Annotated in this window: 27 protein-coding genes; 10 read left to right on the top strand and 17 right to left on the bottom strand. The window is 36.9% G+C overall.

Going from position 1 to position 20,843, the window contains the following annotated elements:
- Window positions 1-8 precede the first annotated feature (8 nt).
- From QUG14_RS28700 to QUG14_RS28670, 7 genes are all read right to left on the bottom strand, one after another.
- Window positions 9-788, bottom strand: a complete 780-nt coding sequence (locus QUG14_RS28700) for an enoyl-CoA hydratase/isomerase family protein (protein ID WP_289343857.1) — start codon at window positions 786-788, stop codon at window positions 9-11.
- A 30-nt stretch (window positions 789-818) separates the two neighbouring features.
- Window positions 819-1,892, bottom strand: a complete 1,074-nt coding sequence (locus tag QUG14_RS28695; RefSeq protein ID WP_289343856.1) for a phosphotransferase family protein — start codon at window positions 1,890-1,892, stop codon at window positions 819-821.
- A 110-nt stretch (window positions 1,893-2,002) separates the two neighbouring features.
- The gene (locus QUG14_RS28690) at window positions 2,003-2,566 is read right to left on the bottom strand and encodes a TetR/AcrR family transcriptional regulator (RefSeq protein ID WP_289343855.1); all 564 of its coding nucleotides are present in this window, start codon (window positions 2,564-2,566) and stop codon (window positions 2,003-2,005) included.
- A gap of 97 nt (window positions 2,567-2,663) precedes the next feature.
- Complete coding sequence (locus QUG14_RS28685; protein ID WP_289343854.1) at window positions 2,664-4,277, bottom strand: long-chain-fatty-acid--CoA ligase; 1,614 nt, start codon at window positions 4,275-4,277, stop codon at window positions 2,664-2,666.
- Between the two features lie 27 nt (window positions 4,278-4,304).
- Window positions 4,305-5,057 (bottom strand): SDR family NAD(P)-dependent oxidoreductase, encoded by a 753-nt coding sequence (locus QUG14_RS28680; protein ID WP_289343853.1) that lies wholly within the window; start codon window positions 5,055-5,057, stop codon window positions 4,305-4,307.
- A 109-nt stretch (window positions 5,058-5,166) separates the two neighbouring features.
- Window positions 5,167-6,375, bottom strand: coding sequence for an acyl-CoA dehydrogenase (locus QUG14_RS28675; protein WP_289343852.1), 1,209 nt, complete (start codon window positions 6,373-6,375; stop codon window positions 5,167-5,169).
- A 120-nt stretch (window positions 6,376-6,495) separates the two neighbouring features.
- Window positions 6,496-6,690: a hypothetical protein gene (locus QUG14_RS28670; protein ID WP_289343851.1), complete on the bottom strand. Its 195-nt coding sequence runs from the start codon at window positions 6,688-6,690 to the stop codon at window positions 6,496-6,498.
- A 217-nt stretch (window positions 6,691-6,907) separates the two neighbouring features.
- On the opposite strand from QUG14_RS28670, the gene QUG14_RS28665 reads away from it, so the two are divergent.
- Window positions 6,908-7,789, top strand: a complete 882-nt coding sequence (locus QUG14_RS28665; RefSeq protein ID WP_289343850.1) for a VanW family protein — start codon at window positions 6,908-6,910, stop codon at window positions 7,787-7,789.
- Window positions 7,790-7,817: 28 nt separating this feature from the next.
- Here the strand turns inward: QUG14_RS28665 and QUG14_RS28660 are convergent, their stop codons facing one another.
- The gene (locus QUG14_RS28660) at window positions 7,818-8,087 is read right to left on the bottom strand and encodes a hypothetical protein (protein WP_289343849.1); all 270 of its coding nucleotides are present in this window, start codon (window positions 8,085-8,087) and stop codon (window positions 7,818-7,820) included.
- A gap of 129 nt (window positions 8,088-8,216) precedes the next feature.
- Entirely contained in the window at window positions 8,217-8,708 is a 492-nt protein-coding gene (gene pssA, locus QUG14_RS28655) for a CDP-diacylglycerol--serine O-phosphatidyltransferase (RefSeq protein ID WP_289343848.1), read from the bottom strand.
- A gap of 151 nt (window positions 8,709-8,859) precedes the next feature.
- Between pssA and QUG14_RS28650 the strand changes: the two genes are divergently transcribed.
- Window positions 8,860-9,111 carry a sigma-G-dependent sporulation-specific acid-soluble spore protein CsgA gene (locus QUG14_RS28650; protein WP_289343847.1) on the top strand — a complete coding sequence of 84 codons (252 nt, stop codon included), beginning with the start codon at window positions 8,860-8,862 and terminating at the stop codon, window positions 9,109-9,111.
- Window positions 9,112-9,322: 211 nt separating this feature from the next.
- Here QUG14_RS28650 and QUG14_RS28645 read toward each other — a convergent pair whose 3' ends face one another.
- The 3 genes from QUG14_RS28645 to QUG14_RS28635 all read right to left on the bottom strand — a co-directional run bounded on the left by QUG14_RS28645 (window position 9,323) and on the right by QUG14_RS28635 (window position 11,351).
- The gene (locus QUG14_RS28645; RefSeq protein ID WP_289343846.1) at window positions 9,323-9,502 is read right to left on the bottom strand and encodes a type II toxin-antitoxin system antitoxin; all 180 of its coding nucleotides are present in this window, start codon (window positions 9,500-9,502) and stop codon (window positions 9,323-9,325) included.
- A gap of 12 nt (window positions 9,503-9,514) precedes the next feature.
- Entirely contained in the window at window positions 9,515-10,381 is an 867-nt protein-coding gene (locus tag QUG14_RS28640) for an SPFH domain-containing protein (RefSeq protein WP_289343845.1), read from the bottom strand.
- A gap of 100 nt (window positions 10,382-10,481) precedes the next feature.
- The gene (locus tag QUG14_RS28635; protein WP_353961117.1) at window positions 10,482-11,351 is read right to left on the bottom strand and encodes a YitT family protein; all 870 of its coding nucleotides are present in this window, start codon (window positions 11,349-11,351) and stop codon (window positions 10,482-10,484) included.
- Window positions 11,352-12,519: 1,168 nt separating this feature from the next.
- Between QUG14_RS28635 and QUG14_RS28630 the strand changes: the two genes are divergently transcribed.
- The 4 genes from QUG14_RS28630 (at window position 12,520) to QUG14_RS28615 (ending at window position 15,213) form a co-directional block, all read left to right on the top strand.
- A complete protein-coding gene (locus QUG14_RS28630) occupies window positions 12,520-13,773 on the top strand; it encodes an erythromycin esterase family protein (RefSeq protein WP_289343843.1) in 1,254 nt (417 codons plus the stop codon).
- 90 nt (window positions 13,774-13,863) lie between these two features.
- Window positions 13,864-14,067, top strand: coding sequence for a DUF1657 domain-containing protein (locus QUG14_RS28625; RefSeq protein WP_289343842.1), 204 nt, complete (start codon window positions 13,864-13,866; stop codon window positions 14,065-14,067).
- A 59-nt stretch (window positions 14,068-14,126) separates the two neighbouring features.
- The gene (locus QUG14_RS28620) at window positions 14,127-14,330 is read left to right on the top strand and encodes a DUF1657 domain-containing protein (protein ID WP_289343841.1); all 204 of its coding nucleotides are present in this window, start codon (window positions 14,127-14,129) and stop codon (window positions 14,328-14,330) included.
- Window positions 14,331-14,352: 22 nt separating this feature from the next.
- Window positions 14,353-15,213, top strand: a complete 861-nt coding sequence (locus QUG14_RS28615) for a DUF421 domain-containing protein (protein ID WP_289343840.1) — start codon at window positions 14,353-14,355, stop codon at window positions 15,211-15,213.
- Window positions 15,214-15,255: 42 nt separating this feature from the next.
- On the opposite strand, the gene QUG14_RS28610 is transcribed toward QUG14_RS28615, so the two are convergent.
- The gene (locus QUG14_RS28610) at window positions 15,256-16,224 is read right to left on the bottom strand and encodes a DMT family transporter (RefSeq protein WP_289343839.1); all 969 of its coding nucleotides are present in this window, start codon (window positions 16,222-16,224) and stop codon (window positions 15,256-15,258) included.
- 214 nt (window positions 16,225-16,438) lie between these two features.
- Here QUG14_RS28610 and QUG14_RS28605 point away from each other — a divergent pair, with 214 nt between their 5' ends.
- Window positions 16,439-17,053 (top strand): PH domain-containing protein, encoded by a 615-nt coding sequence (locus tag QUG14_RS28605; protein WP_289343838.1) that lies wholly within the window; start codon window positions 16,439-16,441, stop codon window positions 17,051-17,053.
- Between the two features lie 49 nt (window positions 17,054-17,102).
- Here QUG14_RS28605 and QUG14_RS28600 read toward each other — a convergent pair whose 3' ends face one another.
- On the bottom strand, window positions 17,103-17,303 hold the full coding sequence (locus tag QUG14_RS28600) for a cold-shock protein (protein ID WP_045523885.1): 201 nt from the start codon (window positions 17,301-17,303) through the stop codon (window positions 17,103-17,105).
- Between the two features lie 254 nt (window positions 17,304-17,557).
- Complete coding sequence (locus QUG14_RS28595; RefSeq protein ID WP_289343837.1) at window positions 17,558-17,779, bottom strand: helix-turn-helix domain-containing protein; 222 nt, start codon at window positions 17,777-17,779, stop codon at window positions 17,558-17,560.
- Between the two features lie 177 nt (window positions 17,780-17,956).
- Between QUG14_RS28595 and QUG14_RS28590 the strand changes: the two genes are divergently transcribed.
- Complete coding sequence (locus QUG14_RS28590; protein WP_193747866.1) at window positions 17,957-18,130, top strand: hypothetical protein; 174 nt, start codon at window positions 17,957-17,959, stop codon at window positions 18,128-18,130.
- 121 nt (window positions 18,131-18,251) lie between these two features.
- Here the strand turns inward: QUG14_RS28590 and asnS are convergent, their stop codons facing one another.
- A complete protein-coding gene (asnS, locus tag QUG14_RS28585; RefSeq protein WP_289343836.1) occupies window positions 18,252-19,643 on the bottom strand; it encodes an asparagine--tRNA ligase in 1,392 nt (463 codons plus the stop codon).
- Window positions 19,644-19,898: 255 nt separating this feature from the next.
- On the opposite strand from asnS, the gene QUG14_RS28580 reads away from it, so the two are divergent.
- On the top strand, window positions 19,899-20,129 hold the full coding sequence (locus QUG14_RS28580) for a hypothetical protein (RefSeq protein ID WP_289343835.1): 231 nt from the start codon (window positions 19,899-19,901) through the stop codon (window positions 20,127-20,129).
- Here QUG14_RS28580 and QUG14_RS28575 read toward each other — a convergent pair.
- Complete coding sequence (locus tag QUG14_RS28575; protein WP_289343834.1) at window positions 20,126-20,602, bottom strand: GNAT family N-acetyltransferase; 477 nt, start codon at window positions 20,600-20,602, stop codon at window positions 20,126-20,128. The two genes, QUG14_RS28580 and QUG14_RS28575, sit on opposite strands and share 4 nt — an antisense overlap.
- 94 nt (window positions 20,603-20,696) lie before the next feature.
- On the opposite strand from QUG14_RS28575, the gene QUG14_RS28570 reads away from it, so the two are divergent.
- Window positions 20,697-20,834: a BA3454 family stress response protein gene (locus QUG14_RS28570; protein ID WP_289343833.1), complete on the top strand. Its 138-nt coding sequence runs from the start codon at window positions 20,697-20,699 to the stop codon at window positions 20,832-20,834.
- Window positions 20,835-20,843 lie beyond the last annotated feature (9 nt).

Genomic DNA, 20,843 nt, shown 5'->3' with positions numbered 1-20,843 from the left:
CTCCCTTTCTATTTGCCTCGATACACCGGTTTTCTTTTTTCCTTAAAGGCAGCGACGCCTTCTTTGTGATCTTCCGTTTGAACCATTAACACTTGTGTGAGCCTTTCTTCTTCCAGTATTTCTTCTAGTGTTGAGTTAAATGAATGTTCAATTAATTTCTTTTGTTTTCCAAATGCTTTTCCAGGTCCCTGGGCTAAACTTAATGCTAGTTTCGTTGTTTCTTCTTGTAACCTCTCTGATGTGAACAATGCATTTATGACGCCTAATTGATAGAGACGTTTTGCAGGAATCGGTTCTGCGCTAAAGAAGAACTGCTTTGCTAAGTGCGGTCCAATTAACTTAGGCAAGAAATAGGATCCTCCACCATCAGAAACGAGACCTACTTTTGAGAAACTAAGAGCAAACTTACTATCCTCAGCTGCGACAATAACATCACAAGCTAACGCTAAATTGAAACCTGCGCCAGCAGCAAAACCATGAACCGCAGCGATAATCGGCTTTTCTAAATCTTTCATCTGTAAAACCAATTCATTCAATTTTCCAATATGTTCATAAACCTGATTCCCGTCTGCCTGACCCATGGTTTTTACATCTCCGCCTGCACTAAAGGCGCGACCAGCCCCTGATAAAACAATCACCTGAATATCAGAGTCATTTTTCGCTTCACTCAGTGCGTTCTTTAATCCGAGAATCATATCAGGACTAAATGCATTTAGGCTCTCTGGACGGTTCAAGGTTAATGCCAAAACAGGACCCAACTTTTCTACTAATAAATCATTATTATTCAATAAAATCTTCCTCCCTACACTTAATATTTATTACAATTCCCCAGAAGCAACCGTTGCTGCATGTTCAATTAACGTCTTCACCTTATAATTAAAGTTAGCAAAGCGGGGATCATTGGTTTGCCCCTTTTTAAAACGGTAGTAAATTTGTTGACAGATGACAGCTAATTTAAAGTAGGCAAAGGTCAAATAGAAGTTCATATTTGTAACGTCCCGACCGCTCATCTTTGCATAAAGTTCAATAAATTGTTTCCTAGTAAAAAATCCTTCATTTACCGTTACTGGAGCATTTCCTGCTCCTCTCTTTAAATCATCTGGGTCATCCGGTTGATTCCAATAGCTCATGGCAACTCCAAGGTCTGCAAGCGGATCACCTACTGTTGCCATTTCCCAATCAAAAAGTCCCACCATTTGGGTTAAGCTTTCATTAAACATCGCATTATTAAACTTGAAGTCATAGTGAATGACAGCAGCATTTTGTTGAACCGGAATATTGGCAGCAAGCCATTTTTTAAGAGAATCAACACCACCAATTTCATCCGTTTTTGCCCGTTCATAACGTCCAATCCAGCTGTGAACCTGCCTTTCTGTAAAACCTTCCGGCTTGCTAATCGCTCCAAGTCCTGTCTCTTTATAATTTATTGCATGCAGTTCCACTAATGTATTGACCATCACTTCTGATAGCTGTTGACAAATTTCTTTCGTTACAGTTATTTCCTCTGGAAAGGTTGTATCAATGACAACACCGTTTTTACGTTCCATGATGAAAAAAGGACTTCCGACAATTTCCTCTTGATTGGAAAACAGGATTGGCTTCGGTGTGACTGAAAAGACAGGATGAAGCTCAGAGATAATTTTATATTCTCTTTCCATATCATGTGCTTTCGGAGCAACAGGTCCTAGTGGCGGACGTCGTAAAACGGCTTCCCATTCGCCCACTTTAATTTGATATGTTAAATTAGAGTGCCCTGCGGAAAATTGCAGAAGTTCAAGAGGGCTATTTGGAAGATTTTCTAAATGTTCGCGTAAAAATTGATCCAAGACAGCTAAATTCAATTCTTCCCCTTTACGAACCGGAATCGTATCTTTACTCATCTGATTAGGCATAATGTCCCTCCCTACAATTCTAAAGTTTCTGTCTTCTAATTACATACCAACCGGATAGTATACGAAGGCAATAAGAGGGTTTAGTTTCCACACAAAACCCTCTATAATTATTAATTTGCTTGAATTCCCTCTAAAATCATCTCAACAAAAATCTCTGCTACTTCTCTTTCCGTAGAGGCTCCGGCTGGATTAAACCATTGATAGCTCCAATTGGATGCTCCCAGAATACCAAAGGTAACGATATGTGCATTTAAGTCCGCTCGAAACTCTCCGTTTTTAATCCCATCATTTAGAAGTTTCTCGACATTCAGCCGGAATTCATCTCGCTTTGGGACGATTAAGGCAAGTCTTTCTTCATTTAGGTTTTTCATTTCCCTAAAGAAGATTTTTGCAGCGGAACCTTGTATTTTTATATTGCTAATCAGCATATAAACAATCTCGAATAGCTTTTCTTTGCATTTTTTGTTGTCTTCCAAAATTCCCCTTTGTTTATCAAGTAAGTAATTAATATATCCAAGATGAATGTCCATTAAGAGTTCTTCCTTACTAGAAAAATAATAGTAAAAGGTCCCTTTTGTAACACCAATCGAATCGACGATGTCCTGAATGGATGTTTCCTTAAAACCCTTTTTCTCAAACAACCGGATACTATGCTCAGTTATTTTATCTTTCACCGCTTATGTCCTCGCAATCTGTAATATGTCTAGTGAAATTATACCATATTCTTTTTCGCTTCAAACACGGACAATCTGCGTAAAGCTCCTATTCTTCTTATTTTTTAACCGCTTCCTCTCTTAAGGCACGGCGGAGAATTTTACCAACCTGTGTTTTTGGCAATTGATCACGAAACTCAACGTTTCGCGGCACCTTATATGCTGCCATATTTTGCTTGCAATACTGAATGATTTCCTCTTCAGTTACCGTTTGCTCTGCTTTTAAGACGACAAAAGCCTTAACATCTTCACCACGGTAAGTATCCGGAACACCAATAACAACTGCTTCTTGGACAGCAGGGTGTTCATATAACACTTCTTCAATATCACGTGGATAAATATTGAAACCGCTTGCAATAATTAGATCCTTTTTGCGGTCAACAATATATAGATAGCCATCTTCATCTACTTTTGCAATATCGCCCGTATAAAGCCAGCCATCTCTCAAAGTATTGGCTGTTTCTTCTGGCATGTTCCAATATCCCTTCATAATTTGAGGACCTTTAATGATGACTTCACCGAGCTCTCCAACGGGAACTTCTTCCAAACCACTTGCCACATCTACAATCTTGTATTCTGTAGATGGCATGCCAATACCTACACTTCCTGGCTTGCGCTGCGCAAACGGAGGGTTACAATGTGTGGTTGGAGAAGCTTCAGAAAGTCCGTATCCTTCCAAAATCTTTGCCCCTGTTTTTCTTTCAAACTCGCGGAGAAGTTCTACTGGCATAGGTGCGCTCCCGCTATTGCAAGTTTTAATACTATTAATACCGTACTCTTCAGCCTTTGGATGATTGGTAATCGCTACATACATGGTTGGAACTCCTGGGAAGGTAGTCGGCTGTTCATGTTTGATTGTATTTAATACTTCCTCTAAATCAAATCGTGGCAACAAGATTGATTCGCCACCTGAAAAAATGGTTAAGTTCATGCAGGCAGTCATACCAAATACATGAAAAAGGGGAATAACGGTTAGACATCGTTCTTTTCCGAATTCAAACTCATGTTTGAAAAATTCATAAGATTGAAGAACGTTCGCCACGACATTTCGATGTGTCAACATAGCTCCCTTAGATCTTCCAGTTGTGCCACCGGTATATTGTAAAACTGCAATGTCATGCTCAAGTTCAATTTCCACAGCTGTTACTTTGCCATTACCTTCCGTTAAGAAATTTTCAAAACTGCGATCTGGAGTGAAATCTTTACTAGCTGGCTGCAGACTTACCACAATGATATTTTTCAAGTTAGTTCGAGACTGCACGCTCTTTACCCTAGGATAAAACGCATCCATAACAACAATCGTTTCGGCACCAGAATCATTAAGAATATATTCAAGCTCTCGCTCAACACTCATAGGGTTTACTTGCGTCACAATCGCTCCAGCACTTAAAACACCATAATAGGAAATGACATATTGCGGGCAATTCGGAAGCATAAGTGCCACACGGTCTCCCTTTTGAACTTGATTTTGCTGAAGTGCAGAAGTAAATCCTTGAGAAAGTCCTAGTAGTTGCTGGTAGGTGATTTTTCTGCCAAAGAAGGATAGTGCATTATTTGTAGGATATTTTTCAGTAGTCTCTTGTAATATTTCTACTAGACTTTTTTCAGGATTTGCGATTGTTGATGAAATAGAGTCTGGGTATTGAACCATTCCTTTTTTTCTTTCAGCCATTGAATTCCCTCCAAAATAGATGATTTTCTAAAAAGTAAGTCCACCGCCATCAACAGATAGCGTTGTTCCAGTAATAAATGATGCTTCTTCTGAAGCAAGGAAAAGAATGGCGTTTGCCACTTCATCTGGAGTTCCAATTCTACCTAGTGCATTCGCCTTCGATATAAATGGCCATCTCCGTTCATCTTGCTTCCAGACATCAATAATCTTTGTATCAATAACACCTGGAGCTATGGCGTTCACACGAATATTATACTTGCCATATTCAAGTGCGGCATTTTGTGTTAACAGGACTACTCCTGCTTTTGAGGCATTATACGCAGCTTGATATTTTTTACCTTTTAAGCCTAATAAACTTGAAGTATTTATAATCACGCCGCCGCCTGATTTTTTCATTTCAGGAATAGCATACTTTATTCCGAGGAAAACACCCTTTAAATTGATATCGATCACATGATCCCATTCGTCTTCCGAAAGATCTACACTTCTAACCTCAGAATGTCCAATTCCTGCATTGTTGACCAATATATGCAGGCCGCCAAACGTAGTAGTGGTGGTGTTGATTAGTTCTTTTACCTGGATTGCGTCCTTCACATCTGTTCTGATAAAAATTGCCTCACCACCTGATTCTCGAATCATGCTGACGGTTTCTTCTCCGCTAACGGAATCCACATCCGCAACGGCCACCTTAGCACCTTCCTTCACAAAGCGAATCGCTGTAGAACGTCCAATACCAGACCCCGCGCCGGTAACAATGGCAATTTTTTCATTCAAATTCATAGTCCTTCACTGCCTCTCTGCTAATCTCTCTATCTATCACCACTTCTTTCGACAGCAATCTTGTAATACCTTCGCTAGAATATCGAAAGCTTTTAAAAATTTGTTTGATTTATTGATATTTTCTTAATTCAAGCTTTGCAATTTGAGCGCGGTGAACTTCATCTGGTCCGTCTGCTAGACGTAGTGTTCTTGAATTTGCCCACATCGCTGCGAGTGGAAAATCATCTGATACCCCAGCACCACCAAACGCTTGAATCGCTCTGTCAATGACACGCAATGCCATGTTAGGTGCAACCACCTTTATCATTGCAATCTCAGTTTTAGCCTCTTTGTTTCCGACTGTATCCATCATAAATGCAGCTTTTAATGTCAATAGCCTTGCTTGTTCAATCTCAATCCTAGAATCGGCTATCCACTCTTTAATAACCCCTTGACTTGAAAGTGGTCTGCCAAATGCCTCACGTTCTTGAACGCGCTTACATAAAAGTTCAAGCGCTCGTTCAGCAGCACCAATTAACCTCATACAGTGATGAATTCGGCCTGGTCCTAATCGCCCCTGCGCAATCGCAAATCCTTTTCCTTCTCCCCACAAAATATTTTCTCCGGGAACGCGAACATTTTCATAGGAAATTTCAGCATGTCCATGAGGGGCATGATCATAGCCGAAAACAGGCAGCATCCTTTCAATCGTCACACCCGGTGCATCAAGAGGTACAAGAATCATCGATTGCTGTTCATGACGATTGGCATTAAAATCGGTTTTACCCATTACAATCGCTATTTTACATCTTGGATCACCTGCACCAGAAGACCACCACTTACGTCCATTAATCACGTAATCTTCACCGTCTCTAACAATGCTTGCCTCGATATTTGTCGCATCAGAAGAAGCAACTGCAGGTTCTGTCATGGAAAAACAAGACCGAATTTCTCCTGCTAATAATGGTTTTAACCACTTTTCCTTGTGTTCTTCAGTTCCATAGCGAACAATTACCTCCATGTTGCCAGTATCTGGTGCACTGCAGTTAAATACTTCTGGTCCGATCATGGAGCGTCCCATTATTTCGCAAAGCGGTGCATATTCCAAATTTGTTAACCCTGCTCCATATTCACTTTCTGGGAGAAATAAGTTCCAGAGACCAGCAGCTTTTGCTTTTTCTTTTAAATCTTCCATTACCTGAGGGACAGCATTCCACCTATTTTCTTGTTCGTTTAATTGCCGCTCATACACTTTTTCATTGGGATATACATGCTCCTCCATGAAGTTTGTCAGCTTTGACTGTAACTCTTTCACTTTAGCAGAATATAAAAAATCCATTACTCTACCCCTTCCCACATACTAACCAGTTGGTATGCCACAACTATTATTATACCTCCAAACATTAAATATTCAAATTTATTTCTAAATATTCTAACAAATTTTTCTTTCATAGGAAATCTAATATCTCTTAATTCCTGTTTTCTGCTTATTCATCAGGTCATAAGATTTTTCGATGATATCCGTTAAAACATCCCCTTTATAAACTCGACCTAATTTTAAGTTTTCTTGATAGTATTCAACAATTTCATCTAGTTTATCTGAGGTTTCTTTTGCAATCCGTACATTTAATTGTATTCTTCCGTTTTCAGCCAAGGGAGACACTCCTATCAATTATATAGCAATATGCTAGCACTTTGCGTAATTCGTCTTATTACTTGATTATATACTATTTTTCAACACTTTTTTCAATAAAAAAAAAGGAGTGACACTTTTTTGAAGTACCACTACCTTCTGTTGAAAATTATTTTGGTTATTCTCTTACATAAAAATACAAATTTTGCCTCAAATTATCCTGAGGGAGGGTTATTTTATGAGCTATACATTGGTATTTACAGTATTATTGATGTTTCAACAAGTTACACCACAAACTGGGGTTCAAATTACGAAAGATGGGAAACCTATCTCCATCATTAATAGAGGAGATTACGCTATAGGTGATCCAAGTTACTTTATTCTAGATACAACAAAGTATGATAAACTTTTAAAACAATTAGAAAAACAATTATCCGTGTCTCCCAAGGATGCAAAGTTAGATCAGTACGAAAATATTATTCCAGAGCAAGTTGGGAGCAGTATTAATAAACAAGCATTTACAGAAAACTTTTATGCTTATTTTTTCAATAATCTCACTTCAGCTATAGAAATTCCCATGTATCCCGTTTATCCAAAAGTCGATAGTGAACTACTTTCGGATATTAGAAGTATTCGAATTGGCCGTTACATTACTTCTTTTAATCCGAGAAACAAAAAGCGCTCTACCAATATTCAACTCGCTGTCGAAGCCATTAATAATCATGTCGTCTTTCCTGGTGAAACATTTTCGTTTAATTCCGTAGTGGGCAGGAGAACAACTGCGAAAGGCTATGAAAAGGCAAAAGTGATTGTGAAAGGTGAATATGCAGAAGACATAGGTGGTGGAATCTGCCAAGTATCTTCAACCTTATTTAATGCGGTAGATAGTGCTGGGTTAAAAATAGTTCAGCGTTTCTCGCACAGTAGGCATGTTCCTTACATTCCCCCTGGGCGTGATGCTACGGTAAGTTGGTATGGTCCCGATTTTGAATTTAAAAATAACTATAATCAACCCATCATTATACAGGCACGGACGATTGGAAATCTGTTGGTCATTAAGCTCTATTCCTCCGATGTCATTGAATACAAGCCCAAAGTAGTTCCTTTCCCGCCACTATAAAAAAAGTCCGCAAAATGCGGACTTTTTTTTAACGATTATTATGGTCATTTCTCAATGCACTTGCTAATAACTCTTCTGAGAACTCAGCAAGTGCAGTGTTATTGAAATTCATATTATTTTTGGGTGTAAAGCTTTGGACCACTTCTTGAAAAGGCTGTGTAATATTCTTTCGTTTTCCCCTTGTAAGACCATAAACGGCGGCACTAATTCCGACCCCAAGTAGAGATGCCCACATAGCCCCTCTACTCTTTCGTCTCTTACCAAACATATTGAAAAACGGCTTCATCATATTTATCATCCAAAGCACTCCTTCGTCTAACATGAATGGAAAGGAAAACACCCCTTCCATTAGCTTAATCTTTGCATTTAAGATGAGATTATGTTTGGGAAACAACAGGCGAAATGTTATTTGTTTACAGTACTGTTTTTATAACTTCTTTATTCTAACGGGGCTAACCATAAATATGGAAAGGATAATGGTAATGAAAGCATTACTATACAAGAATACTCCCATTAACGCCATTAATAGACCCGCAGCTGTTATCGGAAGGCCCATAAAGTAACCCCTTGTTGGTTTTACATTGAATTTCGCTAACCGTAATGCGCCCATAGTAGGGAACAGCATAAAGGCTATAGTTGTGACAATTGATGGCGGTTCCAAAGAGTAAAAAAGAAGTGCTGGTGCAACACCAAGGCTAACAATGTCTGCTAATGAATCAAGTTCGACACCAAATTCACTGTTCACTTTCAATCTTCTGGCCAGTCGCCCATCAAAAAAGTCAAAAATTGCCGATAAGAAAATAAACAAAGCCGACATTTGTAAATATCCATTCATATTAAAGGTAATGGAAAAGACTCCAGATAATAAATTCCCAATGGTAAATAAATTTGGTACTGCTCTAACCAAACGGTTAATCAAGCAGATCCCCCCTTTTTGTAACCAAACCTTCTAACCAAATATCGCTTCTTCTATATTCTGCACCAATTTTCAAAAAGCGAATCTTAATAATGAACAAGGTATATAAAAATCATTTCGTCAAATGATAAAAAAGGAAAGGATGGTTGAGGAAATGGACAAAACATTGGGATACTTAAGAGAAATCTTATCAAATTATAGTGACCAACATTCAGAGGGCAGGCAATTATATCGTAAACTATCAGAAGGTAATTTTACATCTGAAGGAGATTTTGTAAGGCAATTAAATCAAAAGGAAATTGACTTTTTAAACAGGATGCTGCCTAATGAAATTAACTATGCCAAGGAAGAGCGGGATGAGAAAAGGGCGCATGAACTCAATGAAGTATTTGAGCTCCTCTTTTAAAGTATTCTTGCATTAAAGAGGAATGTTAGTACTAAACTAACATTCCTTCTTCGGGAAATATATTTATTCTTTATGAAATATTTCCTAGGTAAGCGCATACACCGACAAAAATTGAGGTTCAAGTGAGTAAATTCTTCATTAAACGACATAAATTGCAGTAATTTCTAGAAAGTTCATCTCTACTGGCAAAAGCATCAAATATTACGATACATTATTCCTCTTTATTGCCCTTGCCCCTACTTTTTTTTAATCTGCCTGAATCCTTTAAACTCTTTTTAACAATCAGTTCAATTTGAGCATTTACACTTCTGAATTCATCTTCTGCCCATTTTTCAAGTGCATCATAGATCTCTTGATCAATACGAAGTAAAAATCTTTTTTTTTCAGCCACTTTGTCACAACCTTAATAGATACTTCCTGTATTGATTATAGGCTGGCTTCCTTTTTCGGAAACTAATGCTACCATTAAATTATTTACCATTTGTGCTTTCTTTTCTTCATCAAGCTCTACAATCCCTTCATTACTCAATTGATCAATTGCAGATTTAACCATTGAAACCGCACCCTCAACAATCACTTTTCTAGAAGCTAATACCGCCTTAGCCTGTTGTCTTTGCAGCATTGCATGTGCGATTTCACTGGAATAAGCTAAATGCATGATTCTAGCTTCAATTATTTCCACACCTGCAAGCTCTAGTCTGTGTTGAAGGTCCTTTGTTAATTCCTCTGCTACTTCATCTGAATGTTGTCGTAAAGAGATTTCATAATCATTATTAAAATTATCATAGGGATACTGACTAGCAATATGGCGCAGCCCCGTTTCACTTTGTGTATGAACAAATTCTTTATAATCTTCAACATCAAATACTGCCTTGGCTGAATCGAATACCTTATAAACAACTACGGCTGCAATTTCTATAGGATTACCTTCTAGATCATTTACTTTTAATTTATCACTATTGAAATTGATTACACGTAATGAAACATTTCTTCTGACTGTTAACGGAACCGACAACCAGAAACCTTCCTGCTTTATAACTCCTAGATAGGTTCCAAAAAGCGTAAATACCTTTGCTTGATTTGGTTGAATTATCGTAAATGCAGAAAGTAGAAGTACTGTTACAATTAACGTTACTACAAAAGTAAACAACATAATCATGTTTTCACTTAAAACAAATTGCCTAAAACAAAATACTGTTATTACACCGAACAAAAGGAAGAGTAAAACACCAACAAAACCGTTGAACTTAAACATTTCCTTTTCTTTCAAAGTAATCACTCCCTTTAATAATGAAATTAATTTGATACTATTATGATATCACTTTAATATCGAAAAAGATACAAAAAAAACTGCCATTACGGCAGATTTATTAGTGGATATCTCTTTTCTTAAACCTTCCTCCGCGAACTTCAGCTATATCCGCAACGGCAAGGAATGCATTCTCATCACTTTCAGTAACAATTTCCTTCAACTTCGCTTCTTCAAGTCGGTTAATCACGCAGAAAATTACTTTTTTGTCATCCCCAGAGTATGCACCCTCTCCATGTATATAAGTAACTCCACGACCTAATCGATTCATAATGGCTTCGCCAATTTCTTTTGAATTGTCACTAATGATCCAAACCGATTTGGATTCATCTAGACCTGTGATGGTAATATCAATTGTTTTATAGGCAACAAAATAGGCAATTAAAGAATACATGGCACGATCCCATGAGAAGACAAAGCCAGCGCTTCCAAGAATGAATAAATTAAAAAACATGATAATTTCCCCAACAGAAAATGGAAGCTTCTTATTAAATAAAATGGCAAGAATTTCGGTACCATCCAAGGATCCACCGTAACGGATTACCAACCCTACCCCGATCCCGAGGACGATTCCCCCAAAAACGGTTGCAAGTAAAATATCTTGGGTAAAGGCTGGTACTGGATGAAGTAATGTAGTGCCAATGGAAAGAATAATAATGCCATAAAGAGTGGATAGTGCGAAGGTTTTTCCAATTTGTTTATAACCGATAAAGAAAAAAGGAATATTCAGAATAAAAATAAAAAGACCTAGTTTCCAACCAGTCAAATAAGAAAGCATAATCGATATTCCTACTATGCCTCCATCAATAACATGATTTGGCACAAGGAAAATTTCCAACCCTACGGCCATTAAGGCAGCCCCGAGAGTAATAAGCATAATTCTTTGAATTATCTTCCTGGTAGGTAATCCTCTGTGTTGAACTTTCTCCATAATTACTTTCTGTTGCTCATTAAGACTAATATCTGGGATTCCTGACATTATCTTGCCCCTTTCGTATAGAATTGTACTTCCATTATATCAGTAAATTGATAGTTTTTTGAATATTATGCACTTTATTTCCCATTTTTTTGATCTGGCTGGATATTTCCGCCCAATTTACAGATTGCATAAAATCAAATAAAAGAAGCCGCCTCTATACGAGACAGCTTCTTGGGAATATTAACCACTTAGGGGACCCAACCATGACATCAGCCAAAATGTCTCTTCACTTTTCCCTTAAAGTCATTTTACTGATCTAATGGAAAGTCCAAGATTTAGCCGATGTGTGTTGTTCCGTTGAAGGAATTAATTCACATGGGATTTAATGGAATTCAAATTCCTTTAAAGAAACAAATTTACCGGTATTACCGATGACTCATTATCCTTTTATTTGGATGAGTTTCTTGGCAATGTATGATTTGTATTGGTTGAAGGTGTTTAGATAATGATATCGATAAAGATACTTCATTTACCATATCTATTACCTAATTGCTACTCCTTACCTTTTTAGGTGAGCACCTGATTCAAATTTAAGTCCAAATAGGTTACTGCTTCTATTTGTTTTTGTTATTGTTTGTTGTTTCTTTCTTTTCTTCATTACTTTAGGTTTCTTCACAAATGGAAGCTTCCATAATAATTTTAAGAAAGATCATTTTTGGTTTGAGATATTTACCTAAGTACTTTTCACATAGGTAGATAAACAATTCTTTACTCCCAAATCACAATAACTTTTATACATTCATTTGAATAGATGATTACCTCTTCACTAAAAAGGAAGTTTCGTATTACTTGTGCCTTTCCAATTCAATTTACATCGCTCCACCTACCAAACATATGCAAAGGGAAACCTTTACTACTCGTTCACAATCGGAACGAACACGGATGGTTGAGTCTCCTAAGAAGTTAACTTTTTATTTATCTTTTACACTTATAGTATATCACCAGAAACTCTCCATAAAACATGTCGTTGTGACAAATTGATGAACTTTTCGAAATTACTAGACTATTAAAAATATAGGTATCTCTAATAGTTTTTCGAAGCGTCATAAATTTTTTCGGGAGTTTTTTGTTCTTTAGGGAAGATTAGCTGTATGACTATGTATTGGAGGGATGTTTGCTAATGTTACAATCCATAAAAAATTATGCTAGACCCTTTGATTCCATTGATGACCTGGATCCCTTAATGGAAGATATCGGTGATGCAAAGTATGTCCTCTTGGGCGAATCATCCCATGGAACATCTGAATATTATACAATCCGCGCAGAACTTTCTAAACGGTTAATCAAAGAAAAAGGTTTTTCTGTTATTGCGGTTGAAGGAGACTGGCCATCTTGCCAAAGCATAAATCGTTATATAAAAAACATCGGTTCACCACCTAGCGATGTTCGAGAGGCTCTTGAAAGCTTTAATCGTTGGCCAACGTGGATGTGGGCAAATCAAGAAATAATTGAATTGGTTCAGTGGTTAAAAGATTTTAATCAACAAACAAAACGAAAAAACAAAGTTGGATTTTACGGATTAGATGTCTATAGTCTGTGGGAAAGTATGGACGAAATCATAAAATACTTAGAACGCACCGGTAACACAGGACTTAAACAGGCTAGAAATGCGTTCAACTGTTTTGAGCCATTCAACCGGAATAATGAATCCTATGCGGTTTCCGCAGGTTATTTATCAGAGGATTGCATGAAAGAAGCACTTTCACTCCTCACAACTATACAAAAGAATAAGTGGAAATATGATGATGATGAAGAAAGCAGCTTAAACATGGAGGTCAATGCACTGGTTACTGTTAATGCGGAAGAATACTATCGTACAATGGTAACAAGTGATTCAAAATCTTGGAATGTGAGAGACATACACATGGTTGAAGCTTTGAATGCAGTAATGAAGTTTTATGGTGACGATGCAAAGGTTATCATCTGGGAACATAATACTCATGTTGGTGATGCTCGGGCTACCGATATGAAAGATGCAGGAATGGTAAATGTTGGTCAACTGATAAGGGAACAGAACTTTCCCGAGGATGTTTACATTGTTGGTTTTGGAACAAACAGTGGTACGGTTATCGCATCAACGGAATGGGGAGTAGATTTTCGCGTTACAAAAGTTCCCTCTGCGCAAGTTGGGAGTTGGGAAAACCTAATGCATAAAGCCGGCGCATTTAACCAATACCTTTTATTTAATGATGAAAATCGGGAAGAATTCAGTAAAACAATCGGACATCGCGCTATCGGTGTTGTGTATCGACCTGAATACGAGCAATATGGAAACTATGTTCCATCCATCATGAGCAGTCGGTACGATGGATTTATCTTTTTAGATAAAACTCATGCTTTACATCCTATAGTCATGGAAAGTCTTATTTACTAACATGACCGAATGTTTCACATAATTTTTCTATAACTCCACATAATAGTTTATGTTAAATACACTTTGAACCAGAAAGAAGGAATTACACCAATGACAGTTGGAACACAAGTAAAACAGGCATTAGCAGGATTAAAAAGTGCTCAAGCAAGTTTTGAAACCTTTGCCCTCGCAACGGACAATCAAAACGCAAAAAAACTCTATCAAGATGCAGCACAACAAACTCAATCTGTCCTAGATAGTCTTGAACCACGACTTCAAGAAATCTTGTCTGAAGAGCCTCAGTATAACCAATAAAAAGAATAGGGTTGGCTCCTTGCCAACCCATTTGTTATGCTTAGAAAGGAAGAATGATTATGACCATTGCTTCAAGCGTTAAACAAAGCCTAGCGACAATAAAAGGAATTGAAGCCCAATTATCTTCCCTTGCATTAAATTCCTTAGACCCAGATACTAAAGAAATATTCCATGAATCGATGTTAACAATTTCTTCCGTAAAAAAAGATTTACAGACACGTGTTTTGGAACTTGAAAGACTTGAACCACAGTATAAAAGTTAATAGAATACCGAGGTGAATGAGTATGCCTGATTGGATTGACACTGTCATCCGTTCCTTTATTTTCTTAGCTGCTTTATTCTTCATGACAAAAATACTTGGTAAAAAACAAATCTCAGAGCTTTCTTTTTTTGAATATATTTCTGGTATTACAATTGGCAGTATTGCCGGAGAAGTGATCACTGGTCTTGAAAGTAGCATCATTCAAGGACTACTAGCAATTGTTATTTTTAGTTTAATTACATTATTAGTGGATTATTTAGCTTTAAAAAGCAAAACGGTTCGGAACCTTGCTGATGGAAGAGGGACTGTCCTGATTAAAGATGGTAAGGTATTAGAGGAAAATTTAAAGAAAGAAAAATACACAATTGATGAATTATCCGCTCTACTCCGTCAGAAAGATATTTATCGTGTTGCCGATGTTGAATTCGCCGTGCTCGAGCCGAGAGGTACACTAAGTGCTCTTTTGAAAAAAGAATATCGTCCATTAACACCTAAAGACCTTCAAATGAAGGTAGCAAATGAAAAAGAACCACAAACAGTAATAATGGATGGACAAATTGTTGATGAGGCATTAAGGTCTGCTGGAAAAAGTAGAGGATGGCTCCATATAGAATTAGCTAAACTGGATCTGACTCTCGACAATGTATTTATTGGTCAAGTAGACTCATACGGAGAATTAACCGTTGATATCTATGATGACAAAATGCAAACCCCTACTCCCAATCAGCGACCTCTATTATTAGCAACATTAAAAAAAACACAGGCTGATTTAGAAATATTCTCTCTAGGGACAAAGGACGAAAAATCAAAAGCTATGTATGAGAAAAATGCAAAACTGGTCCAAGAGACAATCGATAAACTCACACCCTATCTTACGAGTTAATACCTCCAAGCCTAATCAAGTAACTGATTAGGCTTGGAGTGTTTAGGCACTCACTTTTTTTCCTTCAAGAATTTCACCTTTATGCGAAACATAACTGTGAAGCACCATTCCAGCCATTACGAGTATCATCCCTGTCCAAGATAGTGCGGACGGGAATGCTGCTTTCAACAGGATCAGCTCTCCGATTAAAGCGAATAAAACTTCCATTGACTGTGTTGCTTCTACATTCCCAAGTTTTTGCATATTTCCTCTAACAAGATCTGTCGCCTGAAAAAATAAAATGGTAGCGATCACACCTGAAGTAATAGCTATGATTCCTGATTGAACCGATTGTCCAATACTAGGTGGACCCACCGTAAATAATCCATATATAGATAAAACAAACCAAAGCGGCAAACTGGCTAATGTCATTCCTAATACGCGTTGAAAAACATCTAGCCTTCCTCCACACAAATCCATCATCTTTCTATTCCCTAAAGGGTAAGCAAATGAGGCAATAATAACTGGTACCACGCCTAATAAAACCTCAATTGGTGTTAGTGAACCCGCTTGCTCTATCTGCATTAAAATAATTCCCAACAAAATAATTGACGACATTGCCATGCCTTTTAAAGGTATTCTACCTTTTACCTGAATGGGACCCTTTTGAGTCATAACACTTTCGAAAAAAAGTGGCGCTAATAAAGAGCCTGAAATAATGGTAATTTGCCAGGTTGAAGCAATTAGCCATCCAGGTGCATAGGCTGCGGAAAAGCAGATTGGAGCGTAAAATAGTCCAAAGCCGACAAAACTCCACATTAACCAAGCACGTGGATTTTTTCTCATTTCTACTAATAATGGCTTAAGATTTTTTCTCCCATAAACAATAAGCAGCAGAAAAGGTACCATAAAAAAATATCGAAGTGAAGCACTCCAAATCCAGCTTCCTCCTTCTAATTCCATAGAACGGTTGATAATAAACGTAAACGCAAAAAAGAAGGCAGACAAAACACCTAAAACAATCGGACGCATTTAATTCTTTTCCCCTCTATCTAATTTTATCCCTGCAGTAGTTAATTGCATTGTATTATTATAACAAATGTCTGATTTATTTGTATTTATTTCGAAAGCATAAGATGAAAAAATGCTGCATAAATTGTTTTGTCGTTCAAAATACTTGAAACTTCTTGTTTACATATTCGTATAGTTGAATGGCAACTAAATTTAGGTAAGTGAGGTTGATACAATGTTTGGGAAAGTAGCAGCAGATATTTTAGGATTAAGCGATGTAGGGTCCGTCATTAAACCAGAAAATTATGATAAGGTTGATTCCGATGATTATGTTATGCATGAAGATAACGAAAGGATTTACTTTTTAATAAAATCAAAATCAGATGAATATTGTTTCACAAATAATGCCCTAATTCATCTAGATGGAACAAGTGCCACCAGTAAAAAAAGAATGCTTCACCGCTATAGTTACGCAACAAATAAAATATCAGATGTTAAACTAGAGACAGCTGGTACAGTCGACCTTGATATCGAAATTAAATTCAAGATTGGTTCCCAGCCATTCTCAATTGATGTCCATAAAAAACATATTGAAGAAGTCAAAGACTTATACAAGGCACTGATAAAGATTTCTGAATTGACTCATGACAATGAAATTTCCCTTCGTTTCGCCAAAGAAAGTCTTGATATTGCTTCCACCACATTAGGTCGTGTAAATAGCGCTGATAACAACATAGTTGTTCAATTCAAAATGATAAACCAAGCAGCCTTCCAATGGCTTGAGGAAAGCAAAAAACAATATAGTGTAAAAGATTTTGGCTTTGTGTTTGAAAAATACATTAATAACTAGAAAACAAAAAAACAGACCATGTAGGTCTGTTTTTTCACATACTATGTGATTAAGCTTTGTTTACATTAGCTGCTTGAGGTCCACGAGCGCCTTTTTCAACATCAAAAGTTACTGCTTGGCCTTCTTCAAGAGTTTTAAAGCCTTCGCCTTGGATTGCTGAAAAGTGAACGAATACATCTTCTCCACCTTCGCGTTCGATGAATCCGAAACCTTTTTCTGCATTAAACCATTTTACTTTACCGTTTTCCATATTTGTTGCCTCCTAGTGTGTAATCCACACATTGTATTACTATTCTTGCTCTTTAAAGATCCAGGCGAAAAGCAATAACTTATTCTTCCCTTTACTACCGAACAAAAATAATTCTTCATAATCATACCAGAGAAAGAAAAATTAAGCAAGTTCACATCCATTAACTCCCCATTAAACGTTGAATAAACACCATATAGAATGGTGAAGTTATTAAAAATGTCACTAGGATGTTTACCTAGTGACAAATTACTGTTTTAAATTTTTTCTTCTAATTCCCAGTCGTACAAATCCTCGATCTGGCAATTTAACTCTTTAGAAATCGTCATGGCTGTACTTAGATTCATCACTTTCTTTGACATATAGCCGTTAAGCTGCTCCAAAGGGATATGTGTATTCTTTTCCAAACCTTCAAGATTCATGCTGTTTTTTGATAATAAGGCTTTGAGGTTACTCTTTTTCGCTTTATAATTTGACAAAATGACACCTCACTTTTTAAATAGTGTAACACAATGGAAATTCAAATGAAAGGAATCACACCTTAGCCACATTATCCTGCAACCTAAAAGTCGCTCCAAAAAGCTTCATAAGATAGTAACAAGCGACTCAACAAAAAATATGTTATAATTAAATTTGATGAAAAAAGGGGTGTTGATTTGAGAAACTCAAATAACAGATTCAATAGCGGGCAAACTGTGAAACTAAAGGACACTGGCGAGGAAGTTACCATTTTAAAATGGCAATATGTAAAGAATATGAAAAGATACTCATACATTGTGAAAGAGCATCCTGGTACATTTTTTTTCGAAGAAGAATTTCAAACTCAATAGATAAGTAAAAAGACCAAATCCATGGATTGGTCTTCTTTATTTATGTGATTGTCTAGCTTCAGCGCCAAGGGGAAAAATTGAACTGCATTTTTCCTTGGGCAAGGCGCTTCCGCTTTTCTTTTTAAAATTCAGCATTACCTGTTGTTCTTGGGAATGGAATGACGTCTCTGATGTTTGACATACCAGTAAGGTACATAATTAAGCGTTCAAAACCTAGACCATACCCTGAGTGTTTTGTGCCGCCATATTTTCTAAGTTCAAGGTACCACCAATAATCTTCTTCATTCATACCAAGGTCATTAATTTTTCCTGCAAGAATATCCTCACGCTCTTCACGCTGGCTTCCTCCGATTAATTCACCAATCCCAGGTACAAGTAAATCGGTTGCAGCAACCGTCTTGTTGTCTTCGTTCAACCTCATATAGAAGGCTTTGATTTCCTTCGGATAATCCGTTACAAATACCGGCTTTTTAAATACTTTTTCGCATAAATAACGTTCATGCTCTGTTTGGAGGTCGAGTCCCCATTCAACTGGATAAGCAAAGGTTTCACCAGACTCCATTAATATATTAATTGCCTCCGTGTATGTCACACGCCCGAAACTTGAATTATGAGCATTATTTAGGCGTTCTAATAAGCCTTTCTCGATAAAGCTATTAAAGAAATTCATTTCTTCTGGTGCTTGTTCAAGAACATAGCCGATTACATACTTAACCATTTCTTCTGCAAGATCCATAATATCAGGAAGCTCCGCGAATGCTAATTCCGGTTCAATCATCCAGAATTCTGCTGCATGTCGAGCCGTATTAGAATTTTCCGCTCTAAATGTAGGGCCAAATGTGTAAACATTGCGGAAAGCCAAGGCAAACGCTTCTGCAGATAACTGGCCACTTACCGTTAGGTTTGTTTCTTTGTTAAAGAAATCCTTTGTCAAATCTGTTTTGCCCTCTTCATTTTTTGGAGGATTATCAATGTCGAGTGTTGTAACTCGGAACATTTCACCCGCACCCTCGGTATCACTTCCTGTGATAATTGGCGAATGCACGTAAACAAATCCCTTTTCTTGGAAGAATTTATGAATAGCATAAGAAGCTAGCGACCTAACACGGAAAACAGCTGAAAAAGTGTTAGTACGCGGTCTTAAATGGGCGATTGTTCTTAAATATTCAAAGGTATGCTTCTTCTTTTGTAAAGGAAAATCAACATTTGAAAGTCCTTCAATCACAATCTTGGTTGCTTTAATTTCGAATGGCTGTTTTGCCTGCGGAGTATGAATGAAATCTCCCTCTACTTTAATAGAAGAACTAATTGGGAGCTTTGCAATTTCTTTAAAATTCTCCAATTGCTCATCAAAAACGATTTGAACCCCTTTAAAGAAACTGCCATCATTCAATTCAATGAACCCAAATGTTTTTGAATCGCGAATGGTGCGTATCCAACCTGATAATTGAACTTTCTCTTCTATGTAGCTTTCTGTATTTCTGTACAAATCCTTAATTAGGGCTTGTTTCATCTAAGTACAACCTCCAACTTTTATGTAAAAATAAAAATCCTCCCGCCCATGGGACGCAAGGTTATTTTCCACAGTATCATTGTTTCTTTTATCCCTTCAATATTATATAAAACAAACAACAAATAAGCAATATTCAACAAATTTTCCTGCATTTTCTCACCTTTTTTTCAGAAAATTTGCAGGATTTTTAAAACCAGCAGTCGAATATCTTAAGAAATGTTCGATTCTTGATATAAATTAAGAGGAGTGTTGATTGTGGATAAAATCACTTGTATTGCTTTTCTCCTGTATCAGTCTTCTAAGAATCAAGACATCCGAGAAAGTGCCATTCAATTACTGAATGGCGATGTAACTATTCGAGATTTAAAAAGAAATGCTGCTATTCATGCCCACTTAGTATTGGCAGAATCTACATTAAGGAAGAAAACAATTGACAAAAATCAGGTTCAGCAATTTGCTGAGGAATTTTTGTTATTAGAGGTTTAAGCTTCCTTCGGGAAGTTTTTTTCATAAACGAAAATTTCCTTGCCATTTTCACTTAAAGCTGTTTTAATATAAAGAAACCCTAATGATTCCCAAAATTGTTTTGCCTTTACATTTTCTTTAATAACTCCAATGCGTATTCGATTTAAACCTCTTTTCAACATCTCACTTTCATAAAGTGCATACGCCTGTGTACCAAAACCAAATCCTTGGTAATCGCCATGAACCATTAAAAGTCCCAACCACGGGCATTGATCTTTCGGATTTTCCATTAAGTAGTCCATAACCCCAATAAAGGTATCATCTAGTTTAATAAAGACACTAGTAGTCTCTGGGTTTAATAACTCTTCTTCCATTTCTACAAGTTCCCTTTTAGGAATACCATTTTCGATTATATTATAATTTGGATTTGAATTTATGATTTCAAGCGCAATATATAGCGTTTCTTTTGTTATTTCTTCAAATTGAATAGACATCTTTAACCCCCAATTAAAACGATTAGAACCATTATATCAATTCAACCTTAAATGCATACAAATTATTTAAAAACTCTAGATAAGAGGTGATCTTATGCTCCAAGTAAATGTAAAAGTAACGTATGAAGGAAAAGACTATTTAACAAATGTCATAGCCAATTCTAATACACCTGAAGAAGAAATTTACCGTCTTGCTTATGAACAGGTTCAAAAACAATGGCAATCGAACTAAAACAGCGTC

The sequence above is a fragment of the Neobacillus sp. CF12 genome, assembly GCF_030348765.1.
Taxonomy (GTDB): Bacteria; Bacillota; Bacilli; order Bacillales; family Cytobacillaceae; genus Neobacillus.
Note: the sequence above shows the minus strand (reverse complement) of the source record. Positions and strands in the feature narration are given on the sequence as shown.